The sequence below is a fragment of the Pseudoalteromonas luteoviolacea NCIMB 1944 genome (genome assembly GCF_001625565.1).
GTDB classification, from domain to species: domain Bacteria; phylum Pseudomonadota; class Gammaproteobacteria; order Enterobacterales; family Alteromonadaceae; genus Pseudoalteromonas; species Pseudoalteromonas luteoviolacea_F.
Window position 1 is genome coordinate 68506 of record NZ_AUXS01000044.1, and the last position, 13810, is coordinate 82315.

A 13810-nucleotide genomic window follows, 5' to 3' on the forward strand; every position below is an offset into this window, starting at 1 on the left:
AAGCGGTGCGCAGCACCGCCTCAGTAACTAATTGTTATTTTGATTTAGGGTCATACATCCACAATGTGTTGTTGTATTTCCAAGATGAACTGTGATCTTCCCCGATAAGAATACGACCATCACGCATAACAACAACATTGTCAGGCTGCGCTAATTGACTTGCATCACAACGCTCAGAAGCATCCAGCGATGAACGATAAGTCGAGCCCATCACAACAGGTTCTATACGGGTTAAGCTATAGTTGTTATCAATGTGCGCGCGATAAACACCACCGCAATCTTTTACACGAGCAGACAACTGAATGTCGCCTTCGCCATCAATCATGGTGTTGTCGATATCTGCGATACCTATGTATAAGTAGGCTTTTTCTACAACTTCACCTGCGATCATATCTTGACCAGACACAGCTTCAAGCACACGATCATGGTTGATTGCTAAGCCTTCAAGCTTGCGCCATTCAGCGGTTGCGCCCTTAAGACGTGCCGCTTGGCGCGATTCTAAAAATGCCACACGGTCATCCATAGGTTTACCAGCGGTGACAGGAGATCCGCCCTGCGCTTCAGTAGGGTAGGTTGCATTACCATCCGCCCAAGCCTGTACATCAGCCATGGAAATATAGTTGGTTTTACCATCTACATAACTGTCAGGTGTAATGCCATCATACTCAACTATCCAGTCTAAAATAGCCGCGTTAGTGCCCGTTGCAATTTCTTTCCACTCGATATCAAACCCTGTAACAGCTGGATCTGATAAGCCCTTATCTTGAATAAGCTTCGCGCCATATAACGTGCCTGAGCTGAGATCTTCAGCTGTATCGGCAACAAATTTGAAAAGCACACCACCGGTATCATCTTGAGAGGAATAAACAGTGCGTCTATCAGGCATGACAACTGCGTTTTCATGCTCATATCGTCCAATCGTATAATGCTTCTCAACGACAGGCTTATCTGCCATCGGAGACTTTACTTCTGCAATATAGCCATAACGATAAGGGTTTGGTGATTCAGGTGCCAAAAACTCTCTAAATTGAGTCAAACGCGTGCTTACAACTGGTGCATTCCACTCTGGTGCTGTGGTTGTATCAACAGCCGAGTTGACAATCCACTCTTCTGAAGTCAGCGGAGTTCCCCAAGGAGATACAGAGCCAAAACAGTTTGCCGCCGTGCCTTTCACTGAGTCAAAGTCGATCATCATGGCCTGCTCGACGCTCCATTGGCCATTTTCGCTCTTGCTCATTTTCAAACGGCTCATGCCGCCAGGGTAATCTTCCCAGTTAGTGAACAAATAACCAGAGTTCTCTGATTCATAGATAAAACCATTAAAGTCTGGCATGTCATTTTTGATGATTTCGTTGCCCGAGGTCATGCCGTAGATTACGCCAAGTCCACCCGCTAAACTGTTTGTTCCTAGGTCATTAAATGTGTCGCCGCTTTGACCTAAGATTTGGTATTGGCCGATTGCGGTTACAACTGTTTGTTCCTCAAACTCAGTTGCATGAAGCGGTGCGTCAACTAAATTGCGAGGCAGTTTATTGAAGTTAACACCTGTAAGTACGCCCACAGTTCCTGTATTAAATGGACGATTGTTAAAGCTATCTACCGCTGTGTTTTCATCACTAGGGTGTTGCGCGTTAAAAAAGAGGTCTCCTTGCTCTGTTAAGAAAATGCCCGTTACTTCCGAGCCTCTAGGTACAGTTGCGATCCGCACTAAACCAGTACCGCCATTGATACCATCAGCACCATTGGCGCCATCAGTACCATTAACTCCATCAATTCCATCTACGCCGTCGGTGCCTTTTTCTCCATCAACACCATTGACACCGTCTGCTCCGTCAACACCATTCTCGCCATTAATACCATTTTGGCCATCCTTACCGTTAGTGCCATCAGCTCCATTGATCCCGTTTGAACCATTTTCACCTGCAGGCCCAGCGGCTCCTTGCTCACCTTGAACACCTTGTTGACCTTGAACTCCTGGTGCACCATCATCTCCACTACATGCAGTTAGTGCCACAGTGACGGCTGAGGCAATTAACGAATAGGCTATGCGCTTCATTTTTATTACTCCGATTTATTTGTTGCTACATTGGGTTTTTCATAGGCGCACATAGCCTGACCGGAAGTAATGACATTTAAGTTGATGAAAGATGAAAGTTTTTGGTCATAAACAAGACAATGCCAAATTAACTGTAAAGGGGCTTTACATCGTCAAATTTTCTCATGCTGCATAAAGATTAACTCATCAATCGCGTAGCCAAAGTCTTTGGCCGTCTTTTTAAAGTCCTCTAAAACCCCTTGAGATACGTGAGGCGTACGCGACAATAACCATAAGTATTCCCTATCATAACTAGTTACATAAGCGTATTGATAGTTAGCGTGGTCAAGTTTAAATACAATATAACTGCCATAGAATGGCCCCCAAAATGATACTTTCAGATGACCGATATCCTGTGAAGATACAAACTTGGCAACCCCTTTAGCTTGTTTCCAAGTGTTTTCATCTGTGACATAGCCTCTATTAACAACCGCCACGCTGCCATCTTCATTTAACGTATAGGTTGCAGTCACATTTTGCATTCCTCGCTCAAAACGATGATCAAGTCTAGCAATTTCATACCATGTGCCTTGGTAACGCAGTAAATCAAAATTATTGACCGGCGTGATACCTTTGGGAACACCTGTACAAGCCGTCAATACAAGTAATAAGCCAATTACACCTATTTTCGACAATTGATTTAATTTCAAAGCGCTATTCTCCTAAATTACTAAGCGGGCTGATACAATCACGACCTTGGTCAATACGGCCAATTGGCGCCGAGCGATCTGCTAGCTGGCAAAATATTAAGTCTTTGAAATAACGTTACAGTCCATGAAAATACTAACTCACGGTTTTGGGGCAGCAAAAGGGGTTTTGGCCGTCTATGTTGAACGCCATCCAAACTTAGAAAAATACACAAAGCTACATGATGTCATCCCGCTTCAACAGGGGGAGATAGACTATATTAATCAAGAATGTGGTAATGGCTGGCGCAAGCTCTTCAATGTCTACAGCAAGTTTATTGCCCAGTTACAGCATCCAGATCATCATTTTACTAACCAGAGCGAAGGTACTAAAACATGGCAACAGTATCGTGATAATGCGTTGCTGCAAAGCCACAGCCAAGAAGCATTACTGTTTTCCCCCCCAGATTTAGAGCAAAATAGTTATCAATGGCATGTTATCGCTGGCCGAACTTACGCCAAGCGGTTGTTAAGAGATCACGATTTTACCCACTCAATGGTATGGATAGACGAAGAGTTTGCGATTGACCCCATTAATAAAGTTATCGTATGTCCATATTTTGACTATCGCCAGCTCAGCAATATAAAAATCACCAAGCTGGTTGAGCTTATTCAAGACCATACAAGCTGATCAATCACGCTTATGAAGGATAAAAGCGCTAAAGCCTAGCGCTTTGAAAAAAGGAACTGGCGAATAAAAACCAGCGCATTGAGCAAGCTCACTCAGACGCGCTGTATCTATTGGGAAAAACTCATTGCTAAAGTTACTGCGCATAGTGGCAACACCGATCTCAGATAATCCCAAGTGCTTTTGGCAGTAATTTAGCTGTGCCTCTCGCTCGAATGAGGTCTCCGGCAACGTAAGATCTGCCAAAAAAAGTGATCCGGTAGCGCCCAAATTTGCACATATTTGCCCGAACAAATTCATTTTACCACCGTCGTCTTTAACAAAATGCATAACCAATAAACACAAGGCCACGTCAGCTTGGTACTGGCCTTGCAATAAAGGGCCATGATGGATAGTGACTCTATCGCTCAGTCCCAAGTTGGTAAAATGCTGATCTGCGATGGCCAACATATCGGCCGAAACATCTTGTACAATAAAGTGCCAAGTGGGATTGTACTGAGCCAATTCAATTACTTCTTTGCCAGTGCCTGCGCCAACAATCAAGATAGTTGCATTGTGCTCGAGCATTACGCTCAGTTGCGCCGCGGTTGTGTGATGCAGTAGCTCATACCCAGGCACCAGTTTTCCAATTCGTTGATCATAACTCAGTGCTTCGTCACCGGTAAATGTCGGCATCTCTTTCCCCTTTAACTTTCCTTAGTGCTGACGGTTGAATATCCGCCCGATTGTTTCTTAATTCGAATTTGTGTAGCAACACGCTCAGTCATTTGTGCAACATGGGATATCACACCCACTTTTCGTCCTTGAGATTGCAACGCATCTAATGCATCCAAAGCGACGCTGAGAGTTTCCGGATCAAGCGTGCCAAACCCTTCATCGATAAACAAAGAGTTAATTTGCACTTGATTAGAGGACAGCGAAGCTAGGCCCAGTGCCAAAGCCAAAGACACCAAAAATGATTCACCACCTGACAATGTGTTCACACTGCGTTGCTCATCAGCCATATCTCGGTCAATAATCGCTATTTCAAGTGATTGACCAATTACGGTGAGGCGATAGCGACGTGATAGGCTAGATAAATGGTGATTTGCATAATGTAATAGTATTTTCAGAGTTTGGGTTTGCGCTAAGTTACGCATTGTCTTACCTGTTGCATCACCGAGCAAGCGGTTAAGTAAATGCCAGTGCTCATACTCATTCTGCATTTGATTTAAAGTACTTTGTTGCGCCTGCAATTTATCGATGTTGTCTTGGTGTGTTTGTAAAGCAACAGAAACAGTCACAATATGGGATTGCAACTCAGATTGCTGACCATTTAGTTTCTCTACGGCGGCGGTCAAATCAACTTCTGCTAGATTAGGTTGTGCTTGCTCAGCATGCTCACTCAAGTTTTGTTTTACGTGATCTAATTGGGAACGAGTGCCATTTCGTTGTTGTTCTAATTGCTGAGATTGCTTTAGTAACGCTTGCCATTGTGATGACTGCCACCCAAGCAACTCATCAACCAATGCAATATCCAATAACGGATATTGATTTTGCGTCTCTTTAAGCCACTCATCAAAGCGGGCCTGATTTTTTTCAAGTTCGACTTGATACTCTTCGCACTGTTGCTGTAAGTGCTTTACACGCAGTGCCTGCTCATCATGTCGCTTGCTCATCGCACTTAACTTGTCTTTTTGTGCCTGAACTTGTTGCTGTGCCTGTGTAATACCATCTTGTAATTGCTGACGCCACTGTTCCGATGTCACTTCCAGAGTCAATAATTGACTTCTACTACTTCGCGCAGCTTCAGCCTGTTGTTGATGTTTGGTGATCTCGGTATTTAAGCCTTGCAATTGAGTTGTTACTTTGTCCAGTAACGTTTGCGTTGTGGTCAGTTGTGGCGCGCATTGTTCTATTGACTTAACAATTTGCGCGGCCTTATCTTGTAGTTCAATAAACGCACAGACTTGTTCAGACAGAACTCTGATTGCTTCAGCAGGTGCCTCTTTAAACTGAGCCAACCAATCAGTATGGTCATATACCTGCGCAACACGTTCGGCTAATTGCGAACTCAAATCAATCAGTTCGGCCTCTCGCTGCTTTAATGTCGAGTGTGATTGCTCAAACGCCTGGAGTTGTTGTTGATGTTGCGTTAAGGCTTCGCGCTGAGTTTGCAACTGCTGTGAACTGCTCTGCAACACTTGCCATTTTTGTTGCTGTACTTTGCTTAGCTCGCTATATAAAGACAGGTTTTGGTCTATGTCCTGCAGTTGCTCTGCATGGCTACTAAAATCTCTCAGCGACTCAGGAAGTTCGCTTAACAAAGTTTGATTAACTTGCTGCTTTTGCGCTAATTGCGCCTTTTGTTGCAGCGCAGCTTGAAGCTGACCATTAACTTGCTCTAGCTGAGAAACAACATCATGGTAACGAGCTTGTGTTTGCTGCCGGGCTTGCTCTGCTGCTTGAAACTGTCCTTCAAAGTCACGGATCAATTGCTGCCAGTGACTATCAATATGATCGACTCGGTAGGGATGCTCCGTGGCACCGCAGACCATACACTCTTTTCCGTGCTCCAGCTGACTCCGCAGCGCACTGATATTATCACTGGCACGTAACTTCACTTGATGTAAATTGTCTTGAGTTAACATCAGCTGTTGCCGAGTAAGTTCATCTTGGTGCTCAGCATCTTTGCGCTGCGCATCTGCACTGTGTTGTTGATGGCGCAACCCATCAATCTGAGCCTGCAATTGGAGTGAGTCATTGTTGAGCTCCGTTTGCTGTGCAAATGCTTGCTGAGCCTTAATCAGTTGAGATTTATGGAATTGTAACTTTTCATAATCTAACTCATTCAGACGATGTTGCAATTGGTTGACTTCAGCCTGCATTCCCTCAACTTGATTTTCTAGCTCAGCACATTGAGGTTGTGATTGCTTAACCGCTTGGTTTGCATCTCGGCACTTGGCTTCAAGTGTGCACTTCTCATTTTTTATCGCTTTTAAATCATTGTGAGCGCGAAGCGCCTGCTGTAAAACTTCGTGAGTTTCAGGCCAAGATGCTGCCAATGAAGCCATTTTTGGAGACTGCGTAATTGAACGCTCAACCAAGGATTGTTCACTTTCAAGCGCCATCAATTGTGTTCGCAGCCCGTTCAACTCATTTACATATTGATGCTCTAACGCACCTTGTTGCGTAACTTGTGTGCGAAACTGTGCTGCGAGTTTAATATGCTCATTATAGGTTTGATCATATTCAGCCACCTTGGCGATATCTGGCAGGTGCTTCTGCCACAGCGCTTGTGCCTGCGAAAGCTTGTCAGTACACACATCAAGCAGTGCATTCTGCGCATTAATTTCGCTTTGTGTATCCACCGCTGTCAAAGATGCGATGTCGGCCTGCATGCGTTGAATGCTCGTTGTCAATTGCACCGCTTGTGCACGGTTATCAGAAACCTGTTGGGTTAACTGTGCCAAGTGCGCCCGCTGAAACGATTCACTGTGCTGAGAAAGCGTGGTTTCTTGTTCAAGCAGTGTGTTATTTAACAGGCTTAATTGCTGTTCTAGTTTTGCCTTGGTCACATACCAAGCTAAATGCTGTTCAAGGCTTTTTGCCTCTTGCTGTAGCTGACTTTGTTTTTCTTTGAACTCGCTTAGCTGTAATTGCTTTTGCTGAAGCTCATCGTCACTGAGTAATTCTATATCACCTAACTTTTGCTTAAACAAAGACAGCGCTTCAGACTTTTGTTTGTGAAATTCAAAAATAGTTTTTCCCACTCGACTAAACTGCTCAGTCGCGGTGAGACACTCTAACAATTGTGCTCGTTCATCGGCGTTGGCCTTTAAAAATGCTGCAAAATCATGCTGCGCCAACAGCACCGCGCGTGTAAACTGCTCAAAACTCAAGCCAATTAATTGCAACAACTTTTGCTTGGCGGCAGATTTTTGTGCTAATACTTGATCGCCCGTTGCATCTAACAAAATCAACTCGGCTTCTTTTATTCGGCCATCGACTTTATTGCGTGCCCGAGCGACTTGCCAACGCGCTATATATTGCTCTGCATCTTGACCGACAAAACCCACTTGAGCAAACCCCGACACGGTTCCTCGGCGTAATAAGTGTCTTGGATCGCTGAGTTTTATTTCGTCCCCGTTAAATGACACTTTATTCTTGGAATCAGACTTTAAGCGCGCAGTTTTACCGTAAAATGCCAAGCAAATAGCATCCAACAAGGTACTTTTCCCGGCACCAGTCTCTCCGGTAATGGCAAATAGCCCGGTGTCTTTAAGTGGTGGCGCTGTAAAATCAATAGAAGCTTCAGGTAATGAAGCAAGGTTTTTTACCTGTATTGTCAGTATTTTCATGATCCCTCTTGCTCACTGATTGCCACTAACACCGTTTCTAAACATGTTTTTAACTCGACAGGGAGCGGTGCTTCCCCATCGATCTGTTCTTTATAAGCCAGCTCTAATAAGGTCAATGGTGCAAGCTCATTCACCTTACTTAAATCTTCAAATAATAGCTCTGTGTCACCTTCCGCTGAATTTGAAACGCGTTCAATGCCACAAAAGTGTACGCGTTTATCCGCAAGAGCCTGCTCAATCTTGAAACGAAACTGGCTGTCCGTTTCATTCGCGTTTAAACGCAATCGCAAATATGGTCTTGGTATTTCACTATCTTGCGGCAACTCTAAGCTATGGAGCGCATCGCACAGCTCATCTAGCGTTGCCCCTCCTTTTTCAGGTAATAGGATCACTTGTTTATGCCTTGGCACATACCGAGAAGTAATGCTGCTTATTTGTTTGCCACTAAACTCAATCAAAACGACTTGGTGTTTGTAATGTCGCTCCGCAAAAGACATGGGGAAAGGGGTACCGCTATAGCGAATTGCCTCATCATTGGCGACTTTTTGAGCTTTGTGCAAGTGACCCAATGCAACATAATCAGGCGTCTCGCCAAATACATCCGCGTGAATAGAATCAAATCCACCTATGGTTATGTTACGCTCAGAATCAGAGGAAATATCGCCACCTTTGGCATGTAAGTGCCCCATTGCAATCACAGGTATGGTTACATCATCAAGCTGTGCATAGGCTGAGTCGTAGGCTTGTTTTACAGCACGTGCATAACCATTGTCTTCACTGTCAGTCTGTGCCATATCAGCACTGCGTAGAAATGGCATGGCAACTATATTGACTAAGCCATCGCGTGTTTCAACTAACTTAACTACATCCTGCGGTTGATCCTTGTCAAATCGACCAACCACATGGGTATCAAATTGCTGTAACAAAGGTTTGGCAGTCTCAATACGATTTGCGGAGTCGTGATTGCCGGCAATGATCACAATATGCAGATGAGGTAAGCACAATTTGGCTTGTTTAATAAACGCATACAACTGCTGCTCGGCAGATGCTGGGGGGGTTGCTGTATGATAAATATCACCGCTGACTATCAATAGATCAGCGTCGACTTGCACTAGCTCTTGAACAAGCCAGTCTAAAAAAGCCTGATGTTCTTCATATCTATTATGTTCGAAAAATTGTTGACCGAGGTGCCAGTCTGATGTGTGTACAACCTTCATACAGCGTTCCTTTCCTAATTAGGAACGCTAATATAACATTGCTTGGGGCTAATTATTAATAGCTCAATCGCCACCAAGCAAAAATTAATAGTGGCAACGCCAATAATAGTAACATTGGTGCTCTATAAAGCTTGCTTTGTTTTGCTTCTAATCGTTTTATGGCTGCTCGCTCATTACACGCAGCCACCTTGTCTACATAACAATAGCCGTTTTCAATATACGCTTTACAATTTTGTTCGTCAGCAGGTATCGCTACTAACTTCTCTTGTTTTTTTAGTATGTAAAAGTCCATACCGCTCACCACATTTTTTCTATAAACGGGTATTAATCAATGAGCAAAACTAACGCCAGTTTTACCCAAAATAAGGAAGAGCGCGATTTTAATGATAAATAATGCCAAATATCAACAGTAAATCTGTGGTTTTTAAATTTTTTTTCAAAATAGAGACAATAAATATGAAAAATGAACACTTGGCATACAATAAAAATTGTCATTTTCTCATCACTCTCAACTACTCATCTAGCCTAAAAGAAAGAGCTGAACAATTTCTGAACCTAAGGTCCACCCATACAATTTATTACATTTATCACTAAATATGATGAAGATTATGAAGTTAACCCAACTCAAAGTAAAAATGTGATATTATCTCAACACATTAAAGAGGTCAAAAAGTCGACAAACCACTTGCTAGAATCGACAAAAAATCACAATAATCCTCTTAAACAATTGCAAAATAAAGTAGACTATATGTAAGTGAGTGAACACTATCACTTGCGAGTTAAGGAGTTAGATTTATGAGAACTTGGCTTTTTGCCGGGCTCAGCTTGATTTGGGCTATGCCAAGTCAAGCACACAAGTTAAAAGTTTCCCTAGCAACGGCAAAAGTATTGCCCGACAGTGGACACATAAAAATTGAGTATCGATTTCATTTGCATGATTTAGAGCATGCTGTTGTTCATTTGTTTAATGACTCAAAGAGCATCTATCAAGACAAAAAAATACAACAGCAATTCATTGATTATGTGTATACACAAACGTCGCTTAGGCGATTAAGTGGACAAGCGTTGGCCCTGTCCAAGCCCACATATGAAGTAGATAACAAATACTTGTGGGTGTATCAGGATGCACAATACACCAAAAGTATCCCATTGAAAGGCTTACAAATGCGCCACGGCGTTCTAAGAGATATTTGGCCGCAGCAAATAAACTTAGTTAACTTTAGAGGTATGGGGGCCGTAAAGACGATGTATTTTGATAAAAACGACAATTGGTTAACCGTGCAATTTGAGAGTAAAAAAGATAATAAAAAATAAAACTGATTAAATGCAATGAGCTATGCCATGCACTTAAGTACCTAAAAGCACATCAACTTCAATTTCAGTGCCAGTCAATACAATACGTTTCTTACCTAAATATTAGAACGTTCTTAATAAATCACAATTTAGCAATAATATGCCTCAATTCAAGGCAATTCTGCAGGATGTTCTCACTTGTCAAAAAGGATGAAGATGTGGCTGCTTGGCTCAATTACTCATAGACAATTTACCACATCAAACATTTACTCTCTCAACTCAATTGATGCCCACTCACTGACATACTTGCTCGTCACGTGCGGCAAACTGGGAATCACAACGTAAAAACGCTTCGCCTTGTTGGTCAAAAAAGCGTCCATACCAACCAGAGTACCGGTCCAGTTCAAGCTCTAAAAAGCCAAATTTAGCCTGCTCATTTCCGTTTGCTTCAAGCCCATCAACGACAGCTTCAAAGCTCGTATAAGGCAATTCCTCACTCAGGCTCACACCACTGTTTCCAACCACAATTTGCGGTGGACGTTTATATTGTTTGTCAAAGCTCAAAGATTGATAGATATGCATATGACCAGACAGCGCAAGCGCAACTTGCTCTGGTAAACGCCCCAATGGCGTATCAGCTAACGCTCGCTGCAACATAATATTCAACGTATTGTCCGTTGCAACATTGTTTACGCCCCAAAGCGGCCTATGCGTCACTGTCCAAATAGGTTTATTTGGATATTTGCTGGCAAATTTTTGCAGAGATTCATATTGGCTTTGATACTGAGCTGTAAGCGCATTTGAAAACCTGTCGTCACAAGCATTCGCCGAATCCTGAACCCAAATATTGTGTTTATCAAGTTTAAGCATGTAGGGGTCTATCATAGTTATCGCCGATATTGCGGAGTTTAGAGGTTGAGAAAAGCTCCCTTGTGCAGGACAAGCGCGTTGTGCAATGCCTTCTTTCAATTCTGAACCAGGACCGAAAAAGTAGAACCAGCCTAAACCAGCACGACTACAAAGTTCATGGTTTCCTCTAGCGAACACCCAAGGCGCTTTAGTCAAAATAGCCTCAGCTGCGCTAAAAAAGTCTGCACGCCAAGCACGCCAAGTATCCGGTTTCGGGCTTCCCTGAGCATTTTGGCTATAGTAGGTTTCTTCTAAGCCGCAGGTTTTCCCACCATATCCGCCATCTCCAGCATCGTAGGCATAGACGCCTTTACTGATGCTGCCACTAGTACCTCGATAGTTGTAATCCCCCATATGCAAAATGAGATCAACGTCACGTTTTGCACCTTCAGTTATCAAAGTTTTAAACGGCTCTGCGGGTCCATTACCATTGCACACATGTGCTTTACACCCCGAATCTCCATACACTTGAATATGCTTGGGGTTTAAGGTTATTGCATCAAACTTCAGCTCTGTGCCCCCCACCTGGTAGGCAATGTCCGCCTTCGCGGTAGCTTCGCACACAGTGACAGGAAAATTATCACCTGGATGCAATCCACGAATGCGCATTTGACTTCGCTCACCACTTTCACTTTCCAAAACTGGACAAACCTGATGTTTCGTGTGAATACCCGGAATGATGGCCCTAATATAAATCAGGGTGTCACCTTGGCTACTCGGCGCAAGCATTGAGTACGCCGTGATCACTTCCGCTTTTTTAAGGGGCTTTGGACTACTACAGCTGGCCAGTATCAACAGCCCACATAATATACTTACGACTCGCATGTTCGTTTTCCTTCTAATTTGCGTCACTAATTCCTTGTTTAGTGTAGTAAAAGCTCTGTAAATGGGTATTACAGATGTTTACCTACACAAGCTATGTGCTACTTTGCTGCTGCAATATCTCGCCACTTAATGCCAAACTTTGCCAAGTACTTTTGCAATCGACTGGAATCATTCGCCGTAGATTTTTGAGTTCTGCTCACATCAAATAACACACGTCCTGCCGCTGCCATACTCGGGCTTTGCAAACAAACGGTGACTACATATTCTAACTGCTGACGGTCAAACGCATCTAAACTGGCAATTTGTCCATCGTTCATAATATGAATTAAGCAAGATCCATGCAGAGTAGCGTTGGTCAATTGCCAATCTCTTTGTAATCGACTGATTTCTTCATCCACATCATCTTTACTGATCCTTGAACCGTCAGCGAGTGTTGCAAGACGGATCATCGATGATCCTAGATCTCTAAAATTACCTTGCCATGTTGCGCGCTCACTGTGGGCAAAGTTTAAATACGCCATACGCGCTTCTTTGTTAAATCTAACTCGACGCCCTTGCTCTTGACTATATTTGTCTAGCTCAAAGTCAATATTTGCATCAATATCTTCACGACGGTCTTTCAATGCTGGTAGCTGGTATGTCCATAAATTTATCCTTGCCAATAAATCTTCTCGAAAAGAACCGCTTTCTACATTTGCTTTTAAATCCCGGTTAGTGCCCGCTATTAACTGAAATTGACTACTCACTTCTCTATCGCTACCAACAGGATGAAATTGCTTATTTTCAATTGCCCGCAATAGCATAGCTTGCTCTTCCAGCCCTAACTCACCAACCTCGTCAAGAAAGAGTAGGCCATTATCTGCTGCCATTAAAAAACCTTCTCGTGCTTGCTGAGCGCCAGTAAATGCCCCCTTGGTATGACCAAATAAAGCTGCCATGGCGTTCTCACCCTTAAGCGTCGCACAATTCACCACGACCAAATCCCCCTGCAATGTATTGCGCTGCTTTTTTAGTTGGTAAATTCTTGCTGCCAATTGGCTTTTCCCGGCACCTGTGGGACCGGTCAATAAAATAGGAGCACTAGAACGAATAGCCACTTTTTCAATTTGGGTAATAAGGCGATTAAAGGCAGGGTTTTTTGTCTCTATTCCCCCTTTGAGAAAGCTTTCCCCTTGCTGATGTTCAATATCAAAACGCTGAGCCAATTGATCATACTTCGACAAGTCCAAATCAATTGTATGAACCTGGCCAACTGATTTATTGTCACTATTAGGATCAGGGGACGTTTGTACTAATCGTCCGGGAAAATGGCGGCTTTCAGTCAATAAATAGCTGCATATTTGAGCAACATGTGTACCGGTAGTAATGTGAAACAAATACTCTCGATTATCTAGATCAAATTCGATGGTCTGGCAAAAGTCATAGAGCTTGGCATATACCTCCCCAAAATCCCAAGGATCTTCAAAGTTAGCTTCAACCAGTTGTACCGATGTTTCAGGCGATACGGTCTCAATATCAACAGCAACATTGTTGGCGAGTCGAAAGCTCCGCTCACCATGTAATAGATACAGCTTATTGATAATGAGATCTTCTTGACTAACCAACGAGATATTGGGCCGCCAGCGCTGCCACCTATCCACCCGCTTACCGACGAAATCTAACTGGGTCCCAAGCAAACTTACCGCTACTACTTCCTTCAACATTTATATCCAAATAGATAAATTAATATCTAAATAGAAACATTAAAACAAAATAAGCGCAAGACCCCTTCAAGTTAAAAATTTAAAAAACAAAAATTTAAACATTCAAAATCATAT

At 43.2% G+C, this 13810-nt stretch carries 10 protein-coding genes; 2 read left to right on the plus strand and 8 right to left on the minus strand.

Going from position 1 to position 13810, the window contains the following annotated elements; all coding sequences use genetic code 11:
• Positions 1-34: 34 nt before the first annotated feature.
• Together N483_RS17265 and N483_RS17270 are read right to left on the minus strand one after the other, a co-directional pair.
• The gene (locus tag N483_RS17265; RefSeq protein ID WP_023400094.1) at positions 35-2056 is read right to left on the minus strand and encodes an alkaline phosphatase PhoX; all 2022 of its coding nucleotides are present in this window, start codon (positions 2054-2056) and stop codon (positions 35-37) included.
• Between the two features lie 152 nt (positions 2057-2208).
• The gene (locus N483_RS17270) at positions 2209-2745 is read right to left on the minus strand and encodes a lipocalin family protein (RefSeq protein WP_023400095.1); all 537 of its coding nucleotides are present in this window, start codon (positions 2743-2745) and stop codon (positions 2209-2211) included.
• A gap of 124 nt (positions 2746-2869) precedes the next feature.
• Between N483_RS17270 and N483_RS17275 the strand changes: the two genes are divergently transcribed.
• On the plus strand, positions 2870-3412 hold the full coding sequence (locus N483_RS17275) for a DUF6942 family protein (protein WP_023400096.1): 543 nt from the start codon (positions 2870-2872) through the stop codon (positions 3410-3412).
• Here N483_RS17275 and N483_RS17280 read toward each other — a convergent pair whose 3' ends face one another.
• The 4 genes from N483_RS17280 to N483_RS17295 are packed head-to-tail and all read right to left on the minus strand — an operon-like array spanning position 3413 to position 9258.
• Entirely contained in the window at positions 3413-4084 is a 672-nt protein-coding gene (locus tag N483_RS17280; RefSeq protein ID WP_023400097.1) for a class I SAM-dependent methyltransferase, read from the minus strand.
• An 11-nt stretch (positions 4085-4095) separates the two neighbouring features.
• Positions 4096-7749 carry an AAA family ATPase gene (locus N483_RS17285; RefSeq protein ID WP_023400098.1) on the minus strand — a complete coding sequence of 1218 codons (3654 nt, stop codon included), beginning with the start codon at positions 7747-7749 and terminating at the stop codon, positions 4096-4098.
• On the minus strand, positions 7746-8966 hold the full coding sequence (locus N483_RS17290) for an exonuclease SbcCD subunit D (protein WP_023400099.1): 1221 nt from the start codon (positions 8964-8966) through the stop codon (positions 7746-7748). Before N483_RS17290 ends, N483_RS17285 begins: the two co-directional genes overlap by 4 nt.
• Positions 8967-9021: 55 nt before the next feature.
• Positions 9022-9258 carry a hypothetical protein gene (locus N483_RS17295; protein WP_023400100.1) on the minus strand — a complete coding sequence of 79 codons (237 nt, stop codon included), beginning with the start codon at positions 9256-9258 and terminating at the stop codon, positions 9022-9024.
• Positions 9259-9761: 503 nt separating this feature from the next.
• Between N483_RS17295 and N483_RS17300 the strand changes: the two genes are divergently transcribed.
• Complete coding sequence (locus tag N483_RS17300; protein ID WP_023400101.1) at positions 9762-10280, plus strand: DUF6702 family protein; 519 nt, start codon at positions 9762-9764, stop codon at positions 10278-10280.
• A gap of 273 nt (positions 10281-10553) precedes the next feature.
• Here N483_RS17300 and N483_RS17305 read toward each other — a convergent pair whose 3' ends face one another.
• A complete protein-coding gene (locus tag N483_RS17305; protein ID WP_023400102.1) occupies positions 10554-11993 on the minus strand; it encodes a metallophosphoesterase in 1440 nt (479 codons plus the stop codon).
• Between the two features lie 98 nt (positions 11994-12091).
• A complete protein-coding gene (rtcR, locus tag N483_RS17310; RefSeq protein ID WP_023400103.1) occupies positions 12092-13696 on the minus strand; it encodes an RNA repair transcriptional activator RtcR in 1605 nt (534 codons plus the stop codon).
• Between the last annotated feature and the right edge of the window lie 114 nt (positions 13697-13810).

Excerpts from the sequence above, each read along its gene's own strand:
- N483_RS17265 (WP_023400094.1), bottom strand. The coding sequence starts at position 2,056 with ATGAAGCGCATAGCCTATTCGTTAATTGCCTCAGCCGTCACTGTGGCA.
- N483_RS17275 (WP_023400096.1), top strand. The coding sequence starts at position 2,870 with ATGAAAATACTAACTCACGGTTTTGGGGCAGCAAAAGGGGTTTTGGCC.
- N483_RS17280 (WP_023400097.1), bottom strand. The coding sequence starts at position 4,084 with ATGCCGACATTTACCGGTGACGAAGCACTGAGTTATGATCAACGAATT.
- N483_RS17285 (WP_023400098.1), bottom strand. The coding sequence starts at position 7,749 with ATGAAAATACTGACAATACAGGTAAAAAACCTTGCTTCATTACCTGAA.
- N483_RS17290 (WP_023400099.1), bottom strand. The coding sequence starts at position 8,966 with ATGAAGGTTGTACACACATCAGACTGGCACCTCGGTCAACAATTTTTC.
- N483_RS17295 (WP_023400100.1), bottom strand. The coding sequence starts at position 9,258 with ATGGACTTTTACATACTAAAAAAACAAGAGAAGTTAGTAGCGATACCT.
- N483_RS17300 (WP_023400101.1), top strand. The coding sequence starts at position 9,762 with ATGAGAACTTGGCTTTTTGCCGGGCTCAGCTTGATTTGGGCTATGCCA.
- N483_RS17305 (WP_023400102.1), bottom strand. The coding sequence starts at position 11,993 with ATGCGAGTCGTAAGTATATTATGTGGGCTGTTGATACTGGCCAGCTGT.
- rtcR (WP_023400103.1), bottom strand. The coding sequence starts at position 13,696 with ATGTTGAAGGAAGTAGTAGCGGTAAGTTTGCTTGGGACCCAGTTAGAT.